19 protein-coding genes are annotated in these 23,812 nt (G+C 57.3%); 3 read left to right on the top strand and 16 right to left on the bottom strand.

Annotation, left to right across the window (positions count from 1 at the left end):
• Positions 1-40 precede the first annotated feature (40 nt).
• From glgP to ABLU67_RS00565, 11 genes are all read right to left on the bottom strand, one after another.
• Entirely contained in the window at positions 41-2,488 is a 2,448-nt protein-coding gene (glgP, locus tag ABLU67_RS00615; RefSeq protein ID WP_014227071.1) for a glycogen phosphorylase, read from the bottom strand.
• 15 nt (positions 2,489-2,503) lie between these two features.
• Entirely contained in the window at positions 2,504-3,937 is a 1,434-nt protein-coding gene (glgA, locus tag ABLU67_RS00610; RefSeq protein WP_004854984.1) for a glycogen synthase GlgA, read from the bottom strand.
• Positions 3,937-5,232 carry a glucose-1-phosphate adenylyltransferase gene (gene glgC, locus ABLU67_RS00605; RefSeq protein WP_004106488.1) on the bottom strand — a complete coding sequence of 432 codons (1,296 nt, stop codon included), beginning with the start codon at positions 5,230-5,232 and terminating at the stop codon, positions 3,937-3,939. Before glgC ends, glgA begins: the two co-directional genes overlap by 1 nt.
• Before the next feature lie 80 nt (positions 5,233-5,312).
• Positions 5,313-7,289, bottom strand: a complete 1,977-nt coding sequence (gene glgX, locus ABLU67_RS00600) for a glycogen debranching protein GlgX (protein ID WP_102803174.1) — start codon at positions 7,287-7,289, stop codon at positions 5,313-5,315.
• Positions 7,286-9,472 (bottom strand): 1,4-alpha-glucan branching enzyme, encoded by a 2,187-nt coding sequence (gene glgB / locus ABLU67_RS00595; protein ID WP_316540752.1) that lies wholly within the window; start codon positions 9,470-9,472, stop codon positions 7,286-7,288. Before glgB ends, glgX begins: the two co-directional genes overlap by 4 nt.
• Before the next feature lie 248 nt (positions 9,473-9,720).
• On the bottom strand, positions 9,721-10,827 hold the full coding sequence (asd, locus tag ABLU67_RS00590; RefSeq protein WP_004854992.1) for an aspartate-semialdehyde dehydrogenase: 1,107 nt from the start codon (positions 10,825-10,827) through the stop codon (positions 9,721-9,723).
• Between the two features lie 452 nt (positions 10,828-11,279).
• Positions 11,280-12,620, bottom strand: coding sequence for a gluconate transporter (gntU, locus tag ABLU67_RS00585; protein ID WP_014227075.1), 1,341 nt, complete (start codon positions 12,618-12,620; stop codon positions 11,280-11,282).
• Positions 12,620-13,150 carry a gluconokinase gene (gntK, locus tag ABLU67_RS00580; RefSeq protein WP_004854998.1) on the bottom strand — a complete coding sequence of 177 codons (531 nt, stop codon included), beginning with the start codon at positions 13,148-13,150 and terminating at the stop codon, positions 12,620-12,622. Before gntK ends, gntU begins: the two co-directional genes overlap by 1 nt.
• A 181-nt stretch (positions 13,151-13,331) precedes the next feature.
• Positions 13,332-14,327, bottom strand: coding sequence for a gluconate operon transcriptional repressor GntR (gene gntR, locus ABLU67_RS00575; RefSeq protein ID WP_004106498.1), 996 nt, complete (start codon positions 14,325-14,327; stop codon positions 13,332-13,334).
• A gap of 114 nt (positions 14,328-14,441) precedes the next feature.
• Complete coding sequence (locus ABLU67_RS00570) at positions 14,442-15,137, bottom strand: pirin family protein (protein WP_004855003.1); 696 nt, start codon at positions 15,135-15,137, stop codon at positions 14,442-14,444.
• Positions 15,138-15,258: 121 nt separating this feature from the next.
• Positions 15,259-16,296 (bottom strand): oxidoreductase, encoded by a 1,038-nt coding sequence (locus tag ABLU67_RS00565; protein ID WP_032751563.1) that lies wholly within the window; start codon positions 16,294-16,296, stop codon positions 15,259-15,261.
• A gap of 253 nt (positions 16,297-16,549) precedes the next feature.
• Here ABLU67_RS00565 and ABLU67_RS00560 point away from each other — a divergent pair, with 253 nt between their 5' ends.
• Positions 16,550-17,209 carry a polymer-forming cytoskeletal protein gene (locus tag ABLU67_RS00560; RefSeq protein ID WP_201993527.1) on the top strand — a complete coding sequence of 220 codons (660 nt, stop codon included), beginning with the start codon at positions 16,550-16,552 and terminating at the stop codon, positions 17,207-17,209.
• A gap of 246 nt (positions 17,210-17,455) precedes the next feature.
• Positions 17,456-17,947, top strand: coding sequence for an N-acetyltransferase (gene yhhY / locus ABLU67_RS00555; RefSeq protein ID WP_025107856.1), 492 nt, complete (start codon positions 17,456-17,458; stop codon positions 17,945-17,947).
• A gap of 50 nt (positions 17,948-17,997) precedes the next feature.
• Here the strand turns inward: yhhY and ggt are convergent, their stop codons facing one another.
• Complete coding sequence (ggt, locus tag ABLU67_RS00550; protein ID WP_201993528.1) at positions 17,998-19,740, bottom strand: gamma-glutamyltransferase; 1,743 nt, start codon at positions 19,738-19,740, stop codon at positions 17,998-18,000.
• Between the two features lie 120 nt (positions 19,741-19,860).
• Here ggt and ABLU67_RS00545 point away from each other — a divergent pair, with 120 nt between their 5' ends.
• A complete protein-coding gene (locus ABLU67_RS00545) occupies positions 19,861-20,181 on the top strand; it encodes a DUF2756 family protein (protein WP_014227081.1) in 321 nt (106 codons plus the stop codon).
• 23 nt (positions 20,182-20,204) lie between these two features.
• Here the strand turns inward: ABLU67_RS00545 and ugpQ are convergent, their stop codons facing one another.
• Genes ugpQ through ugpA form a run of 4 tightly spaced genes read right to left on the bottom strand, consistent with a single transcriptional unit; the run spans position 20,205 to position 23,743 of the window.
• Positions 20,205-20,945, bottom strand: a complete 741-nt coding sequence (ugpQ, locus tag ABLU67_RS00540) for a glycerophosphodiester phosphodiesterase (RefSeq protein ID WP_201993530.1) — start codon at positions 20,943-20,945, stop codon at positions 20,205-20,207.
• The gene (locus tag ABLU67_RS00535; protein ID WP_116280684.1) at positions 20,942-22,012 is read right to left on the bottom strand and encodes a sn-glycerol-3-phosphate import ATP-binding protein UgpC; all 1,071 of its coding nucleotides are present in this window, start codon (positions 22,010-22,012) and stop codon (positions 20,942-20,944) included. Before ABLU67_RS00535 ends, ugpQ begins: the two co-directional genes overlap by 4 nt.
• Before the next feature lies 1 nt (position 22,013).
• Positions 22,014-22,859 (bottom strand): sn-glycerol-3-phosphate ABC transporter permease UgpE, encoded by an 846-nt coding sequence (gene ugpE / locus ABLU67_RS00530; RefSeq protein WP_004116045.1) that lies wholly within the window; start codon positions 22,857-22,859, stop codon positions 22,014-22,016.
• Entirely contained in the window at positions 22,856-23,743 is an 888-nt protein-coding gene (gene ugpA / locus ABLU67_RS00525) for a sn-glycerol-3-phosphate ABC transporter permease UgpA (RefSeq protein ID WP_004126134.1), read from the bottom strand. The genes ugpE and ugpA overlap by 4 nt, the downstream gene beginning before the upstream one ends.
• Between the last annotated feature and the right edge of the window lie 69 nt (positions 23,744-23,812).

The following is a 23,812-nucleotide window of genomic DNA, read 5'->3' as shown; positions in this document are numbered from 1 at the left end:
GTAACGGGGCCTGTAGGCCCCGTTTTTTATGACTAATCCGTTACAACCTTACCGGATCGATATGCCAGATATGGTCGGCATACTCCTTAATCGTGCGGTCGGAAGAGAAGTAGCCCATATTGGCGATATTCAGCATCGCTTTATTGGCCCACTCCTCCGGATGACGGTACAGCTCATCCACCTTATCCTGACAATCCACGTAGCTACGGTAATCCGCCAGAACCTGATAGTGGTCGCCGAAGTTAATCAGCGAATCCAGCAGGTCACGGTAGCGTCCCGGCTCCGATGGGCTGAACAGGCCGGTGCCGATCTGCGTCAGCGCCTGGTGCAGCTCTTCATCCTGCTCATAGTAATCACGCGGTTTGTAGCCGTTAGCCCGCAGGGCTTCAACCTCTTCCGCCGTATTACCGAAGATAAAGAAATTATCCGCCCCGACGTGCTCCTGCATCTCAACGTTAGCCCCGTCCAGGGTACCGATGGTTAACGCGCCGTTAAGCGCGAACTTCATGTTGCTGGTACCGGACGCCTCCGTCCCCGCCAGCGAGATCTGCTCGGAGAGATCCGCCGCTGGAATGATCAGCTGCGCGAGGCTTACGCTGTAGTTAGGAATGAACACCACTTTCAGCTTATCGCCAACGTCCGGATCGTTATTCACCACCGCCGCGACGTCATTGATTAAATGAATAATATGCTTCGCCATGTAGTAAGCCGAAGCCGCCTTGCCGGCGAAGATATTCACCCGCGGTACCCACTCGGCGTCGGGATCGGCCTTAATGCGATTGTAGCGGGTGATCACATGCAGCACGTTCATTAGCTGGCGTTTGTACTCGTGAATACGCTTGATCTGCACATCGAACAGGGCTTTCGGGTTGACCACCACGTTAAGCTGCTGGCCGATGTAGTTCGCCAGCCGCTGCTTGTTTTCCAGCTTGGCCTGGCGCACCGCCTGGTTAACCTTCGGATAGTCAATATGCTGCTCCAGCTCCTTCAGCTGGCTTAAATCCGTACGCCAGGTGTGGCCGATATTTTCATCCAGCACTTTCGACAGCGGCGGATTCGCCAGCGCCAGCCAGCGGCGCGGAGTGACGCCGTTCGTGACGTTGGTAAAGCGCATCGGGAAGATTTTGGCAAATTCGGCAAACAGCGACTCGACCATCAGCCGGGAGTGCAGCTCCGACACGCCGTTGACCTTGTGGCTTACCACCACCGCCAGCCACGCCATGCGTACGCGACGCCCGTTAGACTCGTCGATAATCGACGTACGGCCCAGCATCGCCGTATCGTTGGGATACTGCTCCTGCAGGGTCTTCAGGAAGTAGTCGTTAATCTCGAAAATAATCTGCAAATGACGCGGCAGGATTTTACCCAGCATATCGACGGGCCAGGTCTCCAGCGCTTCGCTCATCAGGGTATGGTTGGTATAGGAGAAGACCTGGCAGGTCACCTCGAACGCCTCATCCCAGCTAAACTTATGCTCGTCAATCAGCAGGCGCATCAGCTCCGGAATCGACAGCACCGGGTGCGTGTCGTTGAGGTGAATCGCGATTTTGTCCGCCAGATTGGCGTAGGTTTTATGCAGCTGGTAGTGACGGCTGAGGATATCCTGTACCGTCGCCGACACGAGGAAATACTCCTGGCGCAGGCGCAGCTCGCGCCCGGAATAGGTGGAGTCATCCGGATAGAGCACCCGCGACACGTTCTCAGAGTGGTTTTTATCTTCCACCGCCGCGAAGTAGTCGCCCTGGTTGAATTTACCGAGGTTGATCTCGCTGCTGGCCTGCGCGCTCCACAGACGCAGCGTGTTGGTGGCATCGGTGTCGAAACCCGGGATGATCTGATCGTAGGCTTCGGCAATAATCTCTTCGGTCTCCACCCAGCGGGAATGTTTACCTTCCTGCTGAATGCGGCCGCCGAAGCGCACTTTGTAGCGCGTATTGTGGCGCTCGAACTCCCACGGGTTGCCGTACTCCAGCCAGTAGTCCGGGGACTCTTTCTGCCGCCCGTCGACGATATTCTGCTTAAACATCCCGTAGTCGTAGCGAATACCGTAGCCGCGGCCCGGCAAACCCAGCGCCGCCAGCGAGTCGAGGAAGCAGGCAGCCAGACGACCAAGACCGCCGTTGCCCAGGCCCGGGTCGTTCTCTTCGTCAATCAGCTCTTCAAGATTCAGCCCCATCTCTTCCAGCGCGCTGTTCACGTCCTCATAAATACCGAGCGATAGCAGCGCATTGGACAAGGTACGGCCAATCAAAAACTCCATCGACAGATAGTAAACCTGACGCACTTCCTGAGAGAGCTGCGCCCGGTTTGAACGCAGCCAGCGCTCAACCATGCGATCGCGAACGGCGAACAGCGTGGCGTTGAGCCATTCATGTTTGTTAGCGATAGCCGGATCTTTGCCGATGATAAACATCAGCTTATAAGCAATAGAGTGCTTTAACGCCTCAACGCTCAGGGTGGGTGATGAGTAGCTAAAAGGTACATTCATAGCTTTGGCTCCTGGTTACAGCAAGCGTTGATAAAGTTCGCGGTAAGAATTTGCGGCAACCTGCCAGCTAAAATCCATATTCATCGCCTGACGCTGGACGTAGCGCCAGAGCGACGGGCGCGACCACAGGACGAATGTACGTCGAATAGCCCGCAGCAGCGACAAAGCGTTGCTATCTTCAAAAACAAAGCCGGTAGCCAGACCGTCGGCGAGATTCTCCAGCGAGCAATCGGACACGGTGTCCGCCAGTCCGCCGGTACGCCGCACCAGCGGTAGCGTGCCGTACTTCAGGCCGTACAGCTGGGTTAAGCCGCACGGTTCAAAACGGCTGGGCACCAGAATCACATCGGCGCCGCCCATAATGCGGTGCGAGAAGGCTTCATGGTAGCCAATCTGTACGCCCACCTTGCCCGGATGCTCGGCCGCGGCGGCCAGGAAGCCCTCCTGCAGCACCGGGTCGCCCGCCCCCAGCAGCGCCAGCTGACCGCCCTGCTCCAGCAGGCCCGGCAGCGCCTCAAGCACCAGGTCCAGCCCCTTCTGGCTGGTCAAACGGCTGACAACGGCAAACAGCGGCGCTTTGTCATCCACCTTCAGCCCCATGGCGATTTGCAGCTGGCGTTTGTTTTCCGCTTTTTCTTCCAGCCGATCGCGATCGTAGCGCGCGGCCAGCAGCAGGTCGCTTTCCGGATTCCAGATATGGTCATCCACCCCGTTGAGGATCCCGGAGAGGCGGCCCTCATGCTGCCGCTGACGCAGCAGCCCTTCCATGCCGTAAGCGAACTGCGGCTCGGTGATTTCGCGCGCATAGGTCGGGCTGACCGCCGTAATATGGTCGGCGTAGTAGAGCCCCGCCTTCAGAAAGGAGATCTGGCCGTTAAATTCAAGGCCATGAACGTTATAGAACGACCACGGCAGCTCAATGTCGTTCATATGCCACGAGTAGAACATCCCCTGGTAGGCCAGGTTATGCACCGTAAAGACCGACTTAGCCGGGTGGCCGCGCGCCGCCAGGTAGGCCGGGGTCAGGCCCGCATGCCAGTCGTGGGCGTGAACAACGTCAGGGCGCCAGAAAGGATCCAGGCCGCAGGCCATCTCGCTACCGACCCATCCCAGCAGCGCAAAGCGCAGCACGTTGTCGGTATAGGCGTGCTGATTAGTATCGTGGTAAGGGCTCCCTGGGCGATCGTAGAGATGCGGGGCATCAATCAAATAGATGCCCACGCCGTTAAAGTGACCGAACAGCAGAGTGATGCGCCCGGCAAACGTCTCGCGGCGCGTCACCACCTGCGCATCCGTCACGCCGCGGCGGATATCAGGAAACGCGGGCAGCAGTACGCGCGTGTCGACGCCCCCGGCAATTTGCGCTGCAGGCAGCGCGCCGATCACATCCGCCAGTCCACCGGTTTTTAACAGCGGGAACATCTCTGAACATACATGTAATACCTGCATTAGCGCTCCTGTGGATACCCCAATTTCCGCAGCATGTCGCGGGTGACCAGCACGATACCTTCCTCCGAGCGGTAGAAACGGCGTGCATCCTCTTCCGCGTTCTCCCCAACAACCATACCTTCCGGGATCACGCAGGCGCGGTCAATAATGCAGCGACGCAGGCGGCACGAACGGCCAACCCAAACCTCTGGCAACAAGACTGCCGAATCAATATTACAGAATGAATTCACCCGCACGCGCGGGAACAGCACCGACTGCACAACCACCGAGCCGGAGATAATACAGCCGCCTGAAACCAGCGAGTTCAGGGTCATCCCGTGGCTGCCCGAGCGGTCCTGGACGAATTTTGCCGGAGGCAAAGGCTCCATATGGGTGCGAATCGGCCAGTTCTGATCGTACATGTCCAGTTCCGGGGTCACCGAAGCCAGATCGAGGTTGGCTTTCCAGTACGCTTCCAGGGTCCCGACATCACGCCAGTAGGGCTCAGACTGCGGATCGGACTGCACGCAGGAGAGCGGGAAAGGATGTGCATAAGCCATGCCAGCTTTGGTGATTTTCGGAATGATGTCTTTACCAAAATCGTGGCTGGAGCTTTCATCGCTGTCGTCTTCTTCCAGAAGCTCATAAAGGTAATCCGCGTCAAAGACATAGATACCCATACTCGCCAGCGATTTGCTGGCATCGCCCGGCATCGCTGGCGGATTAGCCGGTTTTTCGACGAAATCGATAATCTTATCGCTCTCGTCCACCGCCATGACCCCGAACGCCCGTGCTTCTTCAATAGGCACTGGCATACAGGCCACGGTGCAACGCGCGCCTTTTTCGACGTGATCGATAAGCATGCGCGAGTAGTCTTGTTTGTAAATATGGTCGCCCGCGAGGATAACGACGTACTCCGCCTTGTAACGACGAATGATGTCGAGGTTCTGCGTCACCGCATCCGCCGTGCCGCGATACCAGTTTTCCCCCTGCATCCTTTGCTGGGCGGGCAGCAGGTCAACAAACTCGTTCATCTCTTCATTGAAGAACGACCAGCCGCGCTGGATATGCTGCACCAGCGTATGCGATTGATACTGGGTGATGACGCCGATGCGTCGAATGCCTGAGTTAATACAGTTAGATAACGCAAAATCGATAATGCGGAACTTGCCGCCGAAATGGACAGCAGGTTTCGCGCGTTTATTGGTCAGATCCTTCAGACGGGTACCACGTCCCCCGGCAAGGATCAGCGCAACGGATTTGATCGGCAACTGACGCGCCAGCATCAATGGATCGTTCTTTTCTACCCCAACCATAATTAACTCCTTTTTTACTCCCCAGCTTGCCTGCCCTTCTCGTCGCGCCGCCGCTTCGAGACCAACCGGAAGCCCCGAGGTTACGACCTTTGAAATACGCACACTCCGTGCGCGGGCCCATGCCAGACAGCTATAGTGACCGGATTATCCTCTCCGGCGAAAGGTGGAATGGCGCGCCATTCCCCCGCGGGTAAAACCATCTCTGCCACCTCGGCGGTGGCGTTGAGCGCCATCAGCCAGCGATCGGACAATATGATCTGCATACGCGGCGCACCGTGCTGCCATTCATCGGCGGACAGCGGCTGCGCATGTTGGTTTAACCAGCGAACGCTGCCGTCTCCCTCCTGCCACCAGCGATTCTCGGTTAAAGCCGGAACGCGCTGGCGCAGATGAATTAACGCGGCGGTGAACGCGGTCAGCCCGCGGTTAGTATGGTTCCAGTCCAGCCAGGTCAACGCATTGTCCTGACAGTAAGCATTGTTGTTGCCATGCTGGCTGTGACCGTGTTCGTCACCCGCCAGCAGCATCGGCGTTCCCTGCGCCAGCAGTAGCGTCGCCAGAAGAGCGTGAACGCTGGCACGGCGCCGTTCAATCACGGCAAGACTCCCTTCTAATCCTTCTATACCATGATTGTTGCTGTAGTTATTGTTAGTCCCATCGCGATTCTCCTCCCCGTTTGCCTCATTATGTTTCTGATTGAAACAAACGCAGTCGCGCAGGGTGAAACCATCGTGCGCGGTGACCAGGTTAACCGCCGCCGAAGGCGCTCTGCCGTTACGCTGAAAAACGTCGCTGGATGCGGCAAAACGCTGAGCGAAGTCGCCCAGCGAGACGTTCTGCTGCAGCCAGAATCGACGCGCGGTATCGCGGAAATGGTCGTTCCACTCGGCGAACAGCGGCGGAAAGTTACCCACCTGGTAGCCGCCCGGGCCGATATCCCAGGGTTCCGCGATCAGCTTGACCTCCGCCAGACGCGGGTCGTTACGGATGGCCTCAAACAGCGGCGCATCCTGACGAAACGCCGGCGTCCGCCCCATCACCGAGGCGAGGTCGAAACGAAAGCCGTCAACGTGGCACTCGTCAACCCAAAAACGCAGGCACTGGCGGGCATACTCCACCACGCCGGGGTGGCTGAGGTTGAGGGTGTTCCCGCAGCCGGTCCAGTTGTGGTAATCGCCGTCTTCCCTGATCCAATAATAGCTACGGTTATCGATTCCGCGCAGGGAGAAGGTCGGCCCTTCCAGGTCTATCTCCGCGCTATGGTTCAGCACCACGTCAAGGATCACTTCGATGCCCGCCGCATGCAGCGCTTTTACCGCATCGCGAAACTCGTTTAACGCCTGCTCCGGCGCGCTGGCGTAGCGCGTGTCGAGGGCGAAAATCGCCAGCGGGTTGTAGCCCCAATAGTTGCTTAACCCCATCCGCTGAAGGCGCGGTTCGCTGGCGAACTGCGCCACCGGCATTAACTCTAGTGCAGTAATGCCCAGCATGCGGAAGTAATCGATCATCACCGGATGACCAAGCGCTTTATAGGTGCCGCGGATATTCTCCGGCAGATCGGGGTGCAGATACGTCAGCCCCTTGACGTGGGCTTCATAAATCACCGTCTGGCCCCACGGCGTGCGCGGCGGCTTATCGCCGCGCCAGTCGTAATGCAGGTCGATCACCCGCGACTTCGGCGCTATCGCTGCGCTGTCGCGGTTGTCGGGAGCGAAGTCGCCGCCGTGGAGACGCTCATCGTCAGGCAGCCCACCCTCCACGTGATGGCAGCAGGGGTCAAGCAGCAGCTTCGCCGGGTTGAAGCGGTGCCCTTGCGTTGGGTCCCAGGGCCCGTGGACGCGGTAGCCGTAGCGCAGGCCAGGCCCGACATCGGCGAGCCAGCCGTGCCAGATATCGCCGCTGCGCGCGGGCAGGTCGACGCGCCGTTCATTACCCTGCTCGTCAAACACGCAGAGTTCCACCCGCTCCGCGTGGGCGGAAAAGAGCGCGAAATTCACGCCCTTACCGTCGTAGCTGGCCCCTAAAGGCGCGGGCTGTCCTGCCGCGAGTGCGATCATTGCGCCTCCCGCACCAGCCACACCGTCGCCAGCGGAGGCAGCGTAATGGAGAGGGAGTGTTCACGACCGTGGCTGGCGATCGGGTCGCTCTCAACGACGCCGCCGTTGCCGGTGTTGCTGCCGTGGTAATGCATGGAGTCGGTGTTGAGCTCTTCACGCCAGCGGCCGGGCTGGTTGATGCCAAAACGGTACTCATGACGCGGGACCGGGGTGAAGTTGCTGGCGACGATAATTTCATTGCCCGCCCTGTCGCGACGAACAAAGATAAATACCGAACGCTCATGGTCGTCCACCACCAGCCATTCGAAGCCGTAGGGATCGAAATCCAGCTCGTGCAGCGCTTTATGGTGACGATAGGTATGGTTGAGGTCGCGCACCAGTCGCTGGACGCCGTGGTGCCAGTTATCGCCGCCCTCCAGCAGATGCCAGTCGAGGCTTGCGTCGTGGTTCCATTCGCGTCCCTGAGCAAACTCATTGCCCATAAACAGCAGCTTTTTACCCGGGAAGGCAAACAGCCAGCCGTAGTAGGCGCGCAGGTTAGCGAACTTCTGCCAGGCGTCGCCCGGCATGCGGTCGAGTATCGATTTTTTGCCGTGCACCACTTCATCATGAGAGAGCGGCAGGACAAAGTTTTCGGTGTAGTTGTAGAGCATACCGAAGGTCATCTTGTCGTGATGATGACGGCGATGCACCGGGTCCAGCTTCATGTAGTCGAGGGTGTCGTGCATCCAGCCGAGGTTCCACTTGAACCAGAAACCCAGCCCGCCAGTGGAGGGAGGACGAGAAACGCCGGGAAAATCGGTCGACTCTTCCGCCATGGTTACCGCGCCCGGCGTCTGTTCGCCCAGCACGCGGTTGGTATTGCGCAGAAACTCAATCGCTTCAAGGTTTTCCCGACCGCCGAATTCGTTCGGCACCCACTCGCCCTGCTTGCGGCTGTAGTCGCGATAAATCATCGACGCCACCGCATCAACCCGCAGCGCGTCAATGCCGAAGCGTTCGATCCAGTACAGCGCATTGCCGACCAGGTAATTGCTGACCTCGCGGCGGCCGTAGTTGTAAATCAGGGTGTTCCAGTCCTGATGGTAGCCTTCGCGCGGGTCGCTATGTTCATACAGCGAGGTGCCGTCAAACGAGGCGAGCGCAAAGTCATCCGCCGGAAAATGGCCAGGCACCCAGTCCAGAATAACGTTAAGCCCCGCGGCGTGCGCGGCGTTGATAAAGTAGCGGAAATCCTCCCGGGTACCGAAGCGACGGGTGGGCGCGTACAGCCCGGTCGGCTGGTAGCCCCAGCTGCCGTCAAACGGATGCTCGTTAACCGGCAGCAGTTCGAGGTGGGTAAAGCCCATCCATTTGGCATACGGGACCAGCTGGTCGGCAAGCTCGCGATAGCTCAGCCAGAAGTTATTATCGGTGTGGCGGCGCCAGGAGCCGAGGTGTACTTCATAAATCGAGATCGGCGCATCAAACTGGTTAGCCTGCTTGCGCTCCGGCGGCTGTGCGACCTTTTCCGGCAGCCCGCAGATGAGCGAGGCGCTCTCCGGGCGCATTTGCGCTTCAAAAGCGTAAGGGTCGGACTTCACCCGCAGGTTGCCGTGGGCATCGATAAGCTCGAATTTATACAGCTGGCCGTTCAGCGCGCCGGGAACAAACAGCTCCCAGATGCCGGACTCTTTACGCAGGCGCATCGGGTGGCGGCGGCCGTCCCAGTAGTTAAACTGGCCGACGACCGATACCCGGCGGGCATTCGGCGCCCATACGGAGAAACGCGTACCGACCACGCCGTCCATGGTATCGGCATGCGCGCCCAGCGTTTCATAAGGACGCAGATGCGTGCCTTCCGACAGCAGCCAGACATCGAGATCCTGCAACAGCGGACCAAAACGGTACGGGTCATCAATCAGGTTCTGCTGCCCGTGCCAGGTGACGGCCAGCTGATAGCGAAAAGGATTTTTACGACGCGGCAGAACGCCGCTGAAGAAACCGCGCGAGTCGAGGCATTCCAGCTTGCCGACTTTGCGTCCGGTTTTTGGTTCAATGACCCACACATCGGTGGCATCGGGTAATAATGCACGAACTTCCAGCCCGGCGTCGGTGTAATGCATGCCAAGCACGGAAAAAGGATCCGCAAAATGGCCGGCGATAAGCGCATTAATCACGTCCTTATCAATACGATTAGACATGGTTTCATCCTGTTGTAGGTGTCGCCCTTTCCTGTATCCGGCGACTTTTTTTTGACCTGAACGGCGCAGCACGTTATGCGTCCCCCTGCTCCGTCCCACCTTCAGGTAAGGAGACATCGTGACTCCTTACTTAAAGCATAGCCAAGGCTGAGTTACCTCCGTTGGGAAAAATCTAACATTCGCGTTTACTCCTTGTATTACGCAAAAAAAAGGGGTGTTTCAACACCCCTTTTCTCATCTTGTGACGACTACGCCAGCTGTCTTAGCATGCGGCGGAGCGGCTCGGCGGCCCCCCACAGCAGCTGGTCACCAACGGTGAAGGCCGACAGATACTCCGGCCCCATGTTCAGTTTACGCAGGCGACCCACCGGGGTGGTCAGGGTGCCGGTAACGGCAGCCGGAGTCAGCTCACGCATGGTGATATCACGATCGTTCGGTACCACTTTGGCCCACGGGTTATGCGCGGCCAGCAGTTCCTCAACGGTCGGAATAGAAACATCTTTTTTCAGCTTGATGGTGAACGCCTGGCTATGGCAGCGCAGCGCGCCAACGCGAACGCAAAGGCCGTCTACCGGAATCGGTGAGGCGGTCGCGAGAATTTTGTTGGTCTCCGCCTGGCCTTTCCACTCTTCACGGCTCTGGCCGTTATCCAGCTGTTTGTCGATCCATGGGATCAGGCTTCCCGCCAGAGGAACGCCAAAGTTGTCTACCGCCAGCTCGCCGCTGCGGGTCAACGAGGTGACCTTGCGTTCAATATCCAGGATCGCGGAAGCCGGATCCGCCAGCTCAGCCGCAACATGGCTGTGAAGCTGGCCCATCTGGGTCAGCAGCTCGCGCATATGCCGCGCACCGCCGCCGGAAGCCGCCTGATAAGTCGCCACGCTAACCCACTCAACCAGATCCTGAGCAAACAGGCCGCCGAGAGACATCAGCATCAGGCTGACGGTACAGTTGCCGCCGACAAAGGTTTTAACGCCGTTGTTCAGACCGGCGGTGATAACGTCCTGGTTCACCGGGTCGAGAATGATGATGGCGTCGTCTTTCATGCGCAGCGAAGAGGCGGCGTCAATCCAGTAGCCCTGCCAGCCGCTTTCACGCAGCTTCGGGTAAATATCGTTGGTGTAATCGCCGCCCTGACACGTGACAATAATGTCCAGCGCCTTCAGTGCTTCCAGATCGAATGCATCCTGAAGCGTGCCACCGGTACTGCCACCAAAAGATGGAGCAGGCTGCCCCAGCTGGGAGGTGGAGAAAAAAACAGGGCGAATGGCATCAAAATCGCGCTCTTCAACCATGCGTTGCATGAGGACAGAGCCGACCATTCCGCGCCAGCCGATAAAACCAACATTTTTCATAACGTATTCCTGCGAGGTGTGTGCTGTTTGTTCCAGGCCAGTTTCCTACTGGTTAGTCCTTCACATTACAAAATGCAGCTAAAGTCGCAAGTGAAATTAATCAATGATTGCCAGGCAATCAGTAACGTAACTAATTTTGCATAGCGGCAGCCGTCGCTGGCCCCCCGGAATACCCTAATAATTATCAGGGAATTTATATCGCGAAGGAAATATTTTCCGCCGCTATTTTATTGATCAGGATTATGAATTACGGCAGAAATTCGGTTGTTTTACTCTTGCTAACCAAACCGGTTAAAGCCAGGCGTGGCGCGGGTTTGTGAGCCGTATGACGTTTATCGTATTTCTGATAGTGGCAGCTCGGGAGAGGGGGAAAGCTAAGGGTTTTCGATATAAGTAGAGCGGAAAAATTAACCCGGCATCGCCTCGCTCCGCCGGGTGTTTCACTTTGTCGTTTAACTCAATAGCGTAAACGCAATCATGCCGACAATCGCCCCGACGGTGCCGAGGATGGTTTCCATCATCGTCCAGGTCTTCAGCGTTTGCGCTTCGGTCGCGCCGGTAAACTTACCGAACAGCCAGAAGCCCGCGTCGTTAACGTGGCTGACGACAATAGAGCCGCCGGCGATGCAGATAGAGAGCGCCGCCATCTGCGCGCCGCTGTAGTGCAGCTGTTCGATAACCGGCATCACCAGCCCAACGGCCGTCAGGCAGGCAACGGTCGCGGAGCCCTGAATAATACGCACCGCCGCCGCCAGCACGAAGCAGGTGATGGCAATCGGCAGGCCCATACCGGTCAACGCTTCGCCGAGGGCAGGACCGACGCCAGAGTCGACCAGCACCTGTTTGAACACGCCGCCCGCACCGATGACCAGCAGGATAATGCCCGCAGGCTGGAGCGCATGACCGCAAATCTCCATCACCCGATCTTTGGCCATCCCCTGACGTACCGCCAGGCCATAGATAGCCACCAGGCACGCCACCAGAATCGCGGTAAACGGATGGCCGATAAACTCAAACCATTCGTAGGCGGTAGAGCCTTCCGGCACAAAGCGCGCGGCGATGGTTTTCAGGCCAACCAGCACCAGCGGCAGCAGAATCAGCGACAGGCTGAAGCCGAATGACGGCATTTTGCCTTCGCCGAGGTGCGGCTCGCTAATATCGTCCGGAATATGCAGCTCAACGTAACGGCTGATAAAGTTACCCCACAGCGGTCCGGCGATAATCATCCCCGGGATCGCGGCGCACAGGCCAATCAGGATCATCCAGCCAAAGTCGGCGTGCATCTGCGAGGCCAGCAGCATTGGCGCGGGCCCCGGCAGCAGGAACGCGGCCGCAGCGGCTACGCCAGCAAACAGCGGGATCACCAGCTTCACCAGGTTGGTGCCGGTGTGGCGCGCCATTGAGAAAGCCACGCTGATCAGCAGCACGATCGCCACTTCGAAAAACAGCGGCAGCGCGCAGATAAGTCCGGCCAGGCCTATCGCATAGTGGGCGCGATTGTGGCCGAAAGATTTCAGCATCTTAACGGCAATCTGGTCGACCGCGCCGGTTTCATGCAGGATCTTACCGAACATAGCCCCCAGCGCGACGACGATAGCCAGAAAGCCCAGCGTGCCGCCCATGCCTTTTTCCATCGTCGCCGCGATCTTGTCCAACGGCATTCCGGAAAAAAGCCCTGCTCCAATAGAAACCACCATCAAAGCCACGAAGGCATGCATACGCGCCTTCATCACTAAAAACAGCAGCAGCAAAACGGAGCCGACTGCTGTTAAAACAAGCGTTAATGTACTCACTATTTACTGCCTTTGTTGATCACCTCAATGGTGCTGGCGACCACGCCTTCCAATGACTGGTCGATATCGACGATTAAAACATCGTTTTCATCCGCGCCCGGTTCCTGCAGCGTTTCAAACTGCGTGACCAGCATCTGGGTTTTAAAGAAGTGGCCTTTACGCGCCTTCAGACGTTGTTCGATAACCTCGAAGTCGCCTTTCAGGTAGATAAATGAGAGGTTCGGGTTACCTTTACGCAGGATGTCGCGGTAGCTCTTTTTCAGCGCGGAGCAGACAATCAGCGACACTTTATTGGTACGCTGCATGGCAAACGCGGCATCGTTCAGCGCCTGCAGCCACGGGGTGCGGTCATCGTCATTTAACGGTTCGCCGGAAGCCATCTTGTTGATGTTGCTGCGCGGATGCAGAAAGTCGCCGTCGAGAAACGCGGCGTGCAGTTGATGCGCCACTTCGCTGGCGACAGCGGATTTGCCGCTGCCGGAAACGCCCATCAGGACATAGATGTGGTGATCATGGTTAGTCGTGCTCAAAGCTTCCTCCCACTGGACACATACGCGCAGCCTGGCAGCGTTTAACGGCGTGGAATACTGGCGTACAGATTAATTGTTACGGGTAACTGTTATCGGTAACATTGTCATGCCGGAGTTGTGGAGAAGCAATAACCATTCGTGCCAGATGTGAATATGTGTGATCTACTTCAAATTTGTCAGTTTAAATAGATCCGCCCGGTGACAATGTGAAACCTAAATCTAACATCTTAGGCGTCACCGCTTCACCGCGAATACGCGCCAGCAGTCGTTCAGCACCAATCCGCCCCATCCGCTCGCGCGGCGTCAGCACGCTGGCCAGACGCGGCTCCATCACCTGGCCGATATCGTGGCCGTGGAAACCGGCAATCGCCATATCGTCAGGGATTTTAAGCCCCAGCCGCTGGCACTCAAACGCCGCGCCGACCGCAAGGTCATCGTTGGTACAGAAAATGCCGTCAAGCTGCGGATATTCGCGACGCGCCTGGCGCATCAGCTCAATCCCCGATGAATAAGAGGAAGACTGCTCAACCATCACGCTGTAGGGCGTCATTCCGGCATCAAGCATCGCCTGCTCATACCCCTTCTGTTTGATGATAGTACGTTCATCAAGACGTGCGCCAAGATAGGCAACGTGACGATGGCCATGATTGATAATCGCCGCGGTCATCTGCCGGGCCGCTTCAAAGTTATCAAAGCCGACGGCGATATCGAGGCACGGCGACTGGCTGTCCATCAGCTCCACAACCGGGATACCCGCCACTTCAATCATCTTCAGGGTGCGCGGCGTATGGGTTCGTTCGGTAAGGATCAGGCCGTCAATATTCCAGGAAAGCATGGATTCCAGGCGTTTTTCTTCCATTTCCGGCTTATAGCCGTAGTGCGCCAGCATCGTCTGGTAACCGAAAGAGTCGGTCACGCTTTCAATACCGCGCAGCACTTCTGAGAAAACCTGGTTAGTTAACGAGGGCAGCAGCACGCCAATAGCGCGGCTGGTGGCATTCGAGAGGATGTCGGGGGCGCGATTAGGAATATAACCCAGTTCATCGAGAGCAACGGCTATCTTGCCACGCAGCGCTTCGGAAACCTGTTCCGGGTTACGTAAGTAGCGACTGACCGTCATTTTGGTCACGCCGACAAGATCGGCTACATCCTGAAGTACGGGTCTTTTCTTTTTCATCGTCCTGACTGCGATCAACGGGGAAACATTTTCTCAGTTTATCACGGACAAAGCGCAACCTTCCCTAACATCAGGGAAGGTTGCGCAATTTATTTAGACCCGAACGGAGAACGATCAGACGGGCGGCAGATCGAACAGCAGAATTTCGCTATCGCCGTCGGCGTGTACGGAAATCGCCTGCTCGTCCCAAATGGCCAGGCCATCGCTGGTGGTGGCCTTCGTTCCGTTGATGGTGACTTCACCTTTCACCACCTGGATCCACACCCGCCGTTCAGCGGCAATCTGGTGCACCGACTGCTCGTCTTTCAGTAGCGCCCAGCGGTACAGTTCCATATCCTGGTACACCTTCAGCGAACCTTCGCGGGCATCCGGCGAAAGTACCAGCTGTTTGCCCTGCGCGGCGTCAAAGCGGCGCTGTTCGTAGCGCGGCGTGATGCCATTTTTTTCCGGCATAATCCAGATCTGATACAGATGCAGTTTTTCCGTGTTGCTTGGGTTGTACTCCGAGTGACGAATCCCGGTACCCGCACTCATGATCTGGAACTCACCCGCCGGCACCTGCTCTTTATTCCCCATGCTATCCTGGTGCTCAACGGCCCCTTCCAGCACGTAGGTCAGGATTTCCATGTCCTTGTGCGGATGGGTACCGAAGCCCTGGCCTGCATCAATCACGTCGTCATTGATCACCCGCAGCGCCGAGAAGCCCATAAAGTTAGGGTCGTAATAGTTCGCGAAAGAGAAAGTATGCCAGGAATCCAGCCAGCCGTGGTTAGCGTGGCCGCGTTCGTTAGCTTTGCGTAAGTAGATCATGTTGCACCCCCGTATGTTTTCGATGGGATAAGTGTGGACCCAATCCCCTGGCGATCATAGAGGGTGAAAATTGACTCCTCTGTTCAAAAAATATGAACGAGTGCAGAGGAGCCATGAGGGCTTATCGGGTAAGGGTAATCGTGGCCGGAGATGGCTGTTCAAAGCCGCGTTCGAGGATCTCCAGATTCGTGAGAACGTCAGATTCCTTGACGAAATTTGGCTGACCGTTAACGAGGGTTTCATACAGCGAATCATAGACCCGCCCATAGTCGCCGGTTTCAAGCGGGATCTCTTCCCGTACGGTTTCGCCCGCCTCATTGACGTACTCCAGCAGACCAACCGTCTCGTCCGCGCCGAATCCCGGCTCGCCCGGCATAATATTGGCCTTCAGGCTGGTCTCCTGCTGGTCGATACCGTATTTAATAAACGACCCTTTATGGCCATGGACGATGAATTTTGGGTAGGGCAGCTTCACCAGATGGCTGGTTTTGACAATCGCCTTCAGGTTGCCGTAGAACAGCTGGGCCTCAAAGGTATCGTCCGGATTGGCCTTGTTGCGCAGGCTACGGATGTCGTAAGAGACATGGTCAGGGCGACCGAACAGGGAGATAATTTGGTCCAGGGTATGGACGCCCAGGCCGTAAAACGTGCCGTCCTGAGGCAGGCCGGGTTTCCCTCCATCTACCGGGCGATAGTTGTCAAAATGGTTTTCAATCTCGACGATCTCGCCCAGCTTTCCGCTCTCAATCACTTTCTTCGTGGTCAGGAAGCAGGAGTCGAAGCGACGATTCTGGTACGGCGTGACCGTCAACCCCTTGCTTTTCGCCAGGGCGAATAGCGTTTTTGCCTCATCAAGGGTCGGGGTAAAGGGCTTTTCGACCAATACATTTTTGCCCGCCTCCAGCGCCCTTTTGGCATAGGCAAAATGACTGTCCGCGTGGGTGCACACAATCACCAGCTTGACCTGCGGATCGTTAAGCACTTCGTCGAGGTCGCTGGTGAAGTGAATATGCGAGTATGCCGGTGCCTGTTCCTCTGGCTTTGCGCTGCGGCGAAAGATATGCGCCACGTGCCAGCGGTCTTTTCGGTGCAGGACATAGGGAAGATGGTAGCGGGTGGTGCTTTTGCCGAATCCAATAAATGCGCAGTGCAAAGTCATAACGCGGTCCTTTGTTAGGTCTCTGCTATTAACCATAGCGCAAGCTGGCTGCGAACTTAACCCCTTCAATAAGTGTGCCAAATTCTTAAATGTAAAATTTAACGCCCAAATTCATTGACCCTACGGCCTAAATTCTGGATAAGAGGGCCCTCGGGAAAAGAACGTTTTTTATCCAGCGCGTGGGAGCATGACGCCGTATCGCGCTCGCCGTTTCCCAAAACACGATGACTAAAGGAGTAGCCATCTCGTTCGTATGGAAAGCAAGTATATTGCCCTGAATAGCGCCCTTCTCTTTTGGCTGCTTGGCCTGATGGCCTGGTGCTGCGAATCCACGTATCTGGCCTGGCTATCGGGCTCTTTCTCCTTGTCATCTTTCGTTTTTCATTTTCAATATCATCGGATTAACCATATGTTTAAAAAGAATAAAAACATTGAAGCGACGCCACAGACGGCGGCTACGCCGGTACTCAACAGCGCATCCCCGTTAGCCGTTTCCCGCAAACCTGCCGCCACGGTTATCGCCAGCGGCATCCGCTTTGACGGCAATATTATCGCCGAGGGAGATGTCGATATTTACGGTACCGTAAGCGGCAATATCGACGCCGAAGAGAGCCAGATTAAGATTATGGCCGGAGGCCTGGTCGAGGGAAATATCACCTGCCGCGAGCTGATTATCGACGGCTGCATCCTCGGTCAGTGCCGCAGCGAGACGATTGAAATCGATAAGAACGGCCAGGTCACCGGTACGTTGGCCTACCGCACGCTGGCCATTAACAAGGGCGGCGTTTTTTCCGGCCAGGCAGAGCTGCTGCCTGCGGCGGCAGATAAGAGCAACGTGGTGGGATTCATCACAGATACCGCGGTAGAAACGAAAGAGAGAGCGGAAGCGCATACTGCCGAAGCGGCGCAGTAGCGTCTTCGGGTGCAGGCTGAAAAAAAAGCAAAAAAAAGCCAGCACCCGGCTGGCTAAAGTAATACTGGAAGCAATGTGAGCAATGTCGTGCTTTCAGGCTTTCCGCAAGGTCTCCCTGAATGCAGAGCAATAATAATCATTCTCATTCGCACTTGTCCACCTCTTTTTGCAAAAAATAGTCGTTGATCCCTCTTTTAAAGTCAGTGATGTTTAGAAGGACGATTAACCTATCAAGGAAAATGAAGAATGAGCGACATAGTGATACGTCACGCCGAGCCACGGGATGCTGAACCTTTACGCCAGATAACTGCGCATCCGGAGGTCTATCACGACACGCTACAGCTCCCTCATCCTTCTATGGAAATGTGGCAGGAACGCCTGCTACCGAAACCCGGTAGCCGTCATCTGGTCGCGACAATCGACGAACAGGTGGTGGGCCACCTCAGGCTCAGCATCGAACCCAGCCCTCGTCGCAGCCACGTGGCGACCTTTGGCGTCAGCGTTGCCGCGCAGGCGCACGGCCGTGGCGTAGGCAGCGCGCTGATGCGAGAGATGATTAATCTCTGTGATAACTGGCTGCGCGTCGATCGTATTGAATTAACCGTGTTTACGGACAACCCATCCGCGATGGCGCTTTACCGCAAATTTGGCTTTATTGTAGAAGGGACCGGCAAGCAATACGCCCTGCGCAACGGCGAATATGTCGATGCCTACTTTATGGCGCGGCTGAAGGGGTGACGCTCAACTAACCCTCTCCCGGCAGGGAGAGGGTCGGAGTGAGGCTAAACCTAATACCCTGCCGTTAAATCATCCGGGGAACGCGGATCGGATGCGCCGTACAGCATGCCGTCCGGGCCAACCATAATACTCTGGGTGCTGCCCATCGCCTCTTTCACCGCCACTTTCTGCCCTTTGCTCTCCAGCAGCTTCAGCGTATCCGGGCTAAATCCCTTTTCTACACGCAGTTCGTCCGGCAGCCATTGATGATGGAAGCGCGGGGCGTTGGTGGCTTCCGCGACGTTCATTCCGAAATCAATGGTATTCACCACCATCTGCAGGACGGTGGTGATGATGCGGCTGCCGCCGGGGCTACCGGTCACCAGCCAGGTTTTGCCATCTTTCACCACAATCGTTGGCGACATCGACGACAGCGGACGTTTTTTCGCCTCGACGGCGTTGGCGTCACCGCCCACCAGCCCGTAGACGTTTGGCACGCCGGGTTTAGCTGAGAAATCATCCATCTGATTATTCAGCAGAATGCCGGAGTTCCCCGCCACGATGCCGGTTCCAAATGTCGTATTCAGCGTATAGGTCACGGCAACGGCGTTACCGTCCTTATCCACCACCGAGAAATGAGTGGTCTGATTGCTTTCATACGGCGCCAGCTTACCGGGGCGAATCTGGCTCGACGGCTTCGCCTTATTGATATCAATCTGCTCAGCAATCGATTTGGCGTACGCTTTGCTGGTCAGCGCCTGCCACGGCACCTTGACGAAGTCCGGATCGCCAAGGTATTCCGAACGGTCGGCATAGGCGTGCTTTTCGGCTTCCGCCATCACCTGCATGGCGTCGGCGCTGCCGAAGCCGTACTTATGCATATCGAAGTTTTCGAGGATATTCAGGATCTGCACGATATGAATGCCCCCGGACGATGGGGGCGGCATCGAGAACACCTGATAGCCGCGATACTCGCCGCTCACCGGCGTACGTTCGACCGCTTTGTAATTCGCCAGATCCGCTTTGGTGATAAGCCCGCCGTTATTCTTCATCTCAGCGGCAATCTGGTCGGCAATCGCGCCTTTATAGAAGGCATCCGGCCCCAGCTCGGCAATCAGCTCCAGGCTTTTCCCCAGCTGTTTTTGCACCAGCTTATCGCCCTTTTTCAGCGGCTCGCCGTTTTTCCAGAAGATAGCCCGGCTGTTGGCATGGTCGGGGATCACTTCGCTGCCGTAGGTTTTCAGGTCGTCGGCCAGCGCATCATTTACCGTGAAGCCCTCTTCGGCCAGCTTAATCGCCGGGCGAATCACTTTGTTGAGCGGCATCGTGCCGTATTTTTCCAGCGCGAGGGAGAACCCGGCTACGGTGCCCGGCGTGCCGGAAGCCAGATGCGAGGTCAGCGATTTCTTGCTGTCCGGGTTGCCCTGATCGTCGAGAAACATATCCCGGGTGGCCTGTTCCGGGGCCATCTCGCGGAAGTCGATCGCCGTGGTATTACCGTCTTTGGTCCGCAGCATCATAAACCCGCCGCCGCCGATATTACCGGCCTGCGGATGGGTGACCGCCAGCGCGTAGCCCACCGCCACGGCGGCATCGACCGCGTTGCCGCCCTGACGCAGAATATCCACGCCTACCTTCGTTGCCAGCGCGTCCACCGAGGCCACCATCCCCTGCTGAGCGCGGACCGGGTGAAAAACATCTTCCTCTACGCCATAAGATACCGGCGGAGGGGCGGGATCTGCCGCGACGGTAAAACTGCCGCCCGCCAGCAACGCAGCGATGACCACCTGACGCCAGAGCGTTGTTTTTATCATTGTCATACTCCTGAATGATGTTTTTATTTACCCATAATCCTGGATGATAAGTCTTAAAAAATCATTGTTGCGCCGGAAAGGGAGTAAACTTAAGCGATCCCACGAAGTGAGGAGAGAACAATGAAAGCAATGTTATATCTGGCGGCGCTTCTGCCTCTGAGCGTCATGGCGCAGCCGATCAATATCGACAATAACCCCAATCAGCCGGGGTACGTGGTGCCCAGCCAGCAGCGGATGCAAAATCAGATGCAGACCCAGCAAATGCAGCAGCAAAACAATCTTAAGCAGAGTATTCAAAGCCAGTCGCGCGCGCAGCAGCAGCATCTTCAGACGCAGTTGAATAACGATCGGCAGCGGGTACAGCAGAATAACAATCTGACCCGTGAGCAGCCTCTCCCTAACACCAACGGTGGGATGCTGCAGCGCCAGACGACCCCGTAAGGGCCGCCTGACGCAGAAGCGGATTACGCCGGGAAGTTGGGGCCGATGACGTCAATCGCATCGGTGCAGATGCTGTCCACGCCCCAACGCAGCAGCTCGACGGCGCGCTGCGGTTTGTTAACGGTATAGACCAGAATATGCAGGCCCGCGGCCTTCAGGCTCGCCACGCGCGCTTCATCCAGCAGCTTATGGTTGAGGTGAATAGAGACGCAGCCGAGACGCGAGGTCAGTTCGCGCCAGTCGTTGCGCCACTCATCCAGCAGCAGCCCGCGCGGCAGTTCGGGCACCGCCTCCTGCGCGGCTTCCAGCGCATCAACGTCAAACGATGAGAGCAGCGGCGGCGTCATCCCCTGCCACAGCTCACGCGCCGCCAGCGCCACCGCTTTGCCGGTCAGCGGCCCGGTGCCGGTGGTCGGTTTAATTTCGATATTGGCCATCATGCCGTGCTGACGGCAGCGGTCGGCCACCTCGCTCAGCAGCGGCAGCGGCTCGCCTTTGAACTCGCCGCTGTACCAGCTGCCGGCATCCACTTTTAGCAGATCGTTCCACGCCAGTTCGCCCGCCACGCCCCAGCCGTTGCTGGTGCGTTCGAGATTGTCATCGTGCAGTAAAAAAATCTGCCCGTCTTTCGATAACTTAGCGTCAAACTCAATCATCGTATGGCCGTAACGAGCGCCGGTATCGATGGCCGCCAGGGTATTTTCCGGGGCCAGTTTACCGCCGCCGCGGTGGGCGACGATATGAGGATAAGGCCAGTGACTCATGCGCGTTGTCCTGTTTCACTATCAAAAAGATGCAGACTTTCCTGCGGCAGATGCAGCCACAGGGTGCTGCCCGCCTGCGGACGCTGCTGGTGCGGCAGCCGGACCACCAGCTTTTGCTCGCCCCAGCGCCCGTGGGCGAGGTTATCGGCACCTAAAATTTCCAGCGTATCCATCACCAGCGGTACGCCACCTTCCGCCTCGGAGCTTAATGCAAAATGTTCCGGACGGATACCCAGGGTCATCTTACGCCCGGCATAGCGGCGATGCTCGCTGTTGATGGGTAAAAGCATCCCGCCCTCAAGCTCGAAGCGGCTACCGTCGTCGCTGACCCGGCCTTCCAGCAGGTTCATTGCCGGGCTGCCGATAAAGCTCGCCACAAAGCGGCTGGCCGGTTTTTCGTAGACCTCGACCGGCGTACCAATCTGCTCGGCGATGCCTTTATTCATCACCATCACCCGCTGCGCGAGGGTCATGGCTTCCACCTGATCGTGCGTCACGTACAGCGAGGTGGTTTTCAGCCGACGGTGCAGCAGCTGCAGCTCCAGACGCATCTGCACGCGCAGTTTGGCATCGAGGTTGGAGAGCGGCTCATCAAACAGGAATACCGCCGGGTCGCGCACGATAGCCCGCCCCATCGCCACGCGCTGGCGCTGGCCGCCGGAGAGTTCGCGCGGACGGCGCTTCAGCAGGCCGTCCAGCTCCAGAATGCGCGCCGCTTCCTGGACACGTTCGGCAATTAATCCTTTACCTAAACCGCGAATTTTCAGGCCCCACGCCATATTCTCTTCCACGCTCATATGCGGGTAGAGGGCGTAGTTCTGGAACACCATCGCAATACCGCGATCTTTCGGTTCCATTTCGGTGACGCGCTTGCGGTCGATCCAGATATCGCCGCTGGTGACCCGCTCCAGGCCCGCCACCATGCGCAGCAGGGTTGATTTTCCGCAGCCCGAGGGACCCACCATCACAATAAATTCGCCGTCCGCGACGTCCAGCGTCAGCGGCTGGATCACCTGGGTTTTGCCATCCCAGCTTTTGGTTACTGCCTGTAGCTTAAGTCCTGCCATTTTATTTCTCACTATCCACTAGACCACGCACAAACGCGCGCTGCATGGCTAAAACGATGACAACCGGAGGAATCAGCGTAAGCAGCATCGCCGCCATCACCTGATTCCACTGCGTGGTACCCTGGCCGATGGCGATCATCCCTTTAATGCCCGCGACCGCCGTGCCGAGATTCACGTCGGTAATGATCAGCAGCGGCCACAGATACTGGTTCCAGCCGTAGATAAAGGTGATGACGAACAGCGCCGCCAGGTTGGTTTTCGACAGCGGCAGCACGATGTCGCGGAAGAAGCGCATCGGCGACGCGCCGTCGATACGTGCGGCCTCTATCAGCTCGTCCGGCAGGGTCATAAAGAACTGGCGGAACAGGAAGGTGGCGGTCGCCGAAGCCATCAGCGGCAGGGTGAGCCCGGCATAGCTGTCGAGCATTTTCAGGTTGGCGATCACTTCCACCGTCGGGAAAATACGCACCTCAACCGGCAGCATCAGCGTGATGAAGATCATCCAGAAGAACAGGTTGCGCAGCGGAAAACGAAACCAGACGATGGCGAAAGCGGAGAGCATCGAGACCGTAATTTTGCCCACCGTGATGCCGAAGGCCATGATGAAGCTGTTGAGCATCATCAGCCAGAACGGCGCGCTATTGGCCCCTACGCCGTTCACCCAGATAAACTTCATGTTTTCGAGCAGATGGCCGCCGGGAATCAGCGTCATCGGCGTATCAAAAACCGCTTTACTGTCCAGCGTCGCCGCGACAAAGGCGACATACAGCGGGAACAGAATGACCGCGATCCCTAAAATCAGCATGGTATGGCTGAAAATCGTCAGCCCGCGTCGATTCTCAATCATTGGTAGCGCACCTTTCGTTCAACGTAGCGGAACTGCACCACCGTCAGAATAATGACGAGGAACATCAGCACCACCGACTGGGCGGCGGAAGCGGAAAGGTCGAGCCCGGCAAAACCTTCACGGTAGATCTTATAAATCAGCGTTGTTGTCGCCTGAACCGGCCCGCCGCCGGTTGCGGCATCGATAACCGGGAAGGTATCAAAGAAGGCGTATACCAGGTTCACCACCAGCAGGAAGAAGCTCACCGGGGCGATCAGCGGCAGCGCCAGCCTGAAGAAGCGGCGAACCGGGCCGGCGCCGTCAATCGCGGCGGCTTCTACCAGCGAGCGGGGAATAGATTGCAGCGCGGCGAAGAAGAACAGGAAGTTGTAACTAATCTGCTTCCAGACCGAGGCGAAAACCACAAGGAACATCGCCTGACCGCTGTTCTGCGCGTGGTTCCAGTCGTAGCCCATCTCACCGAGGAGATGCGTAATCAGCCCGCGTCCGGGGTTGAACAAGAAGATCCATAGCACCGCCGCCACCGCGGGCGCAACGGCATAGGGCAGGAGCATCAGCGTCTGATAGAAGCGGCTGCCGCGCACCACGTAATCCACCAGCGCGGCGAAAAACAGCGAGATCAGCAGGCCGCTGACGGTAACCATCGTGCTGAACTTAATGGTGGTCCAGAAGGAGTCCAGGTAGTACGGGTCCTGGAAGAGGGCTAAAAAGTTATCCAGGCCAACAAACTGGCTGGAGAGCCCAAACGGATCGACGCTCTGCAGTGAATACCACAGCGCTTCGCCCGCGGGCCAGATAAAAAAGATGACGGTGATAACCAGCTGCGGCGCGACCAGCACATAGGGCAGCCAACGCGAGCGGAACACCGGACGGGATGATGACATAGTTAAACTCTGAGTTGGTTTCCCCTCATCCCGGCCCTCTCCCTAAACGGGCGAGGATGAAAAGACGGC

It is taken from the genome of Klebsiella sp. GN_Kp190 (assembly GCF_040061795.1).
Lineage (GTDB): Bacteria > Pseudomonadota > Gammaproteobacteria > Enterobacterales > Enterobacteriaceae > Klebsiella > Klebsiella michiganensis.
This window is presented reverse-complemented; position numbering and strand designations above follow the sequence as displayed.

Bases quoted from the DNA above. Each gene is read 5' to 3' on its own strand.
- ABLU67_RS00565 (WP_032751563.1), bottom strand. From the start codon at position 16,296: ATGACTTTGCACTGCGCATTTATTGGATTCGGCAAAAGCACCACCCGC.
- ABLU67_RS00545 (WP_014227081.1), top strand. From the start codon at position 19,861: ATGAAAGCAATGTTATATCTGGCGGCGCTTCTGCCTCTGAGCGTCATG.
- asd (WP_004854992.1), bottom strand. From the start codon at position 10,827: ATGAAAAATGTTGGTTTTATCGGCTGGCGCGGAATGGTCGGCTCTGTC.
- ugpQ (WP_201993530.1), bottom strand. From the start codon at position 20,945: ATGAGTCACTGGCCTTATCCTCATATCGTCGCCCACCGCGGCGGCGGT.
- glgC (WP_004106488.1), bottom strand. From the start codon at position 5,232: ATGGTTGGGGTAGAAAAGAACGATCCATTGATGCTGGCGCGTCAGTTG.
- yhhY (WP_025107856.1), top strand. From the start codon at position 17,456: ATGAGCGACATAGTGATACGTCACGCCGAGCCACGGGATGCTGAACCT.
- ABLU67_RS00570 (WP_004855003.1), bottom strand. From the start codon at position 15,137: ATGATCTACTTACGCAAAGCTAACGAACGCGGCCACGCTAACCACGGC.
- glgX (WP_102803174.1), bottom strand. From the start codon at position 7,289: ATGATCGCACTCGCGGCAGGACAGCCCGCGCCTTTAGGGGCCAGCTAC.
- glgB (WP_316540752.1), bottom strand. From the start codon at position 9,472: ATGTCTAATCGTATTGATAAGGACGTGATTAATGCGCTTATCGCCGGC.
- gntR (WP_004106498.1), bottom strand. From the start codon at position 14,327: ATGAAAAAGAAAAGACCCGTACTTCAGGATGTAGCCGATCTTGTCGGC.
- ggt (WP_201993528.1), bottom strand. From the start codon at position 19,740: ATGATAAAAACAACGCTCTGGCGTCAGGTGGTCATCGCTGCGTTGCTG.
- ugpE (WP_004116045.1), bottom strand. From the start codon at position 22,859: ATGATTGAGAATCGACGCGGGCTGACGATTTTCAGCCATACCATGCTG.
- glgA (WP_004854984.1), bottom strand. From the start codon at position 3,937: ATGCAGGTATTACATGTATGTTCAGAGATGTTCCCGCTGTTAAAAACC.
- ABLU67_RS00560 (WP_201993527.1), top strand. From the start codon at position 16,550: ATGGAAAGCAAGTATATTGCCCTGAATAGCGCCCTTCTCTTTTGGCTG.
- glgP (WP_014227071.1), bottom strand. From the start codon at position 2,488: ATGAATGTACCTTTTAGCTACTCATCACCCACCCTGAGCGTTGAGGCG.
- ugpA (WP_004126134.1), bottom strand. From the start codon at position 23,743: ATGTCATCATCCCGTCCGGTGTTCCGCTCGCGTTGGCTGCCCTATGTG.
- ABLU67_RS00535 (WP_116280684.1), bottom strand. From the start codon at position 22,012: ATGGCAGGACTTAAGCTACAGGCAGTAACCAAAAGCTGGGATGGCAAA.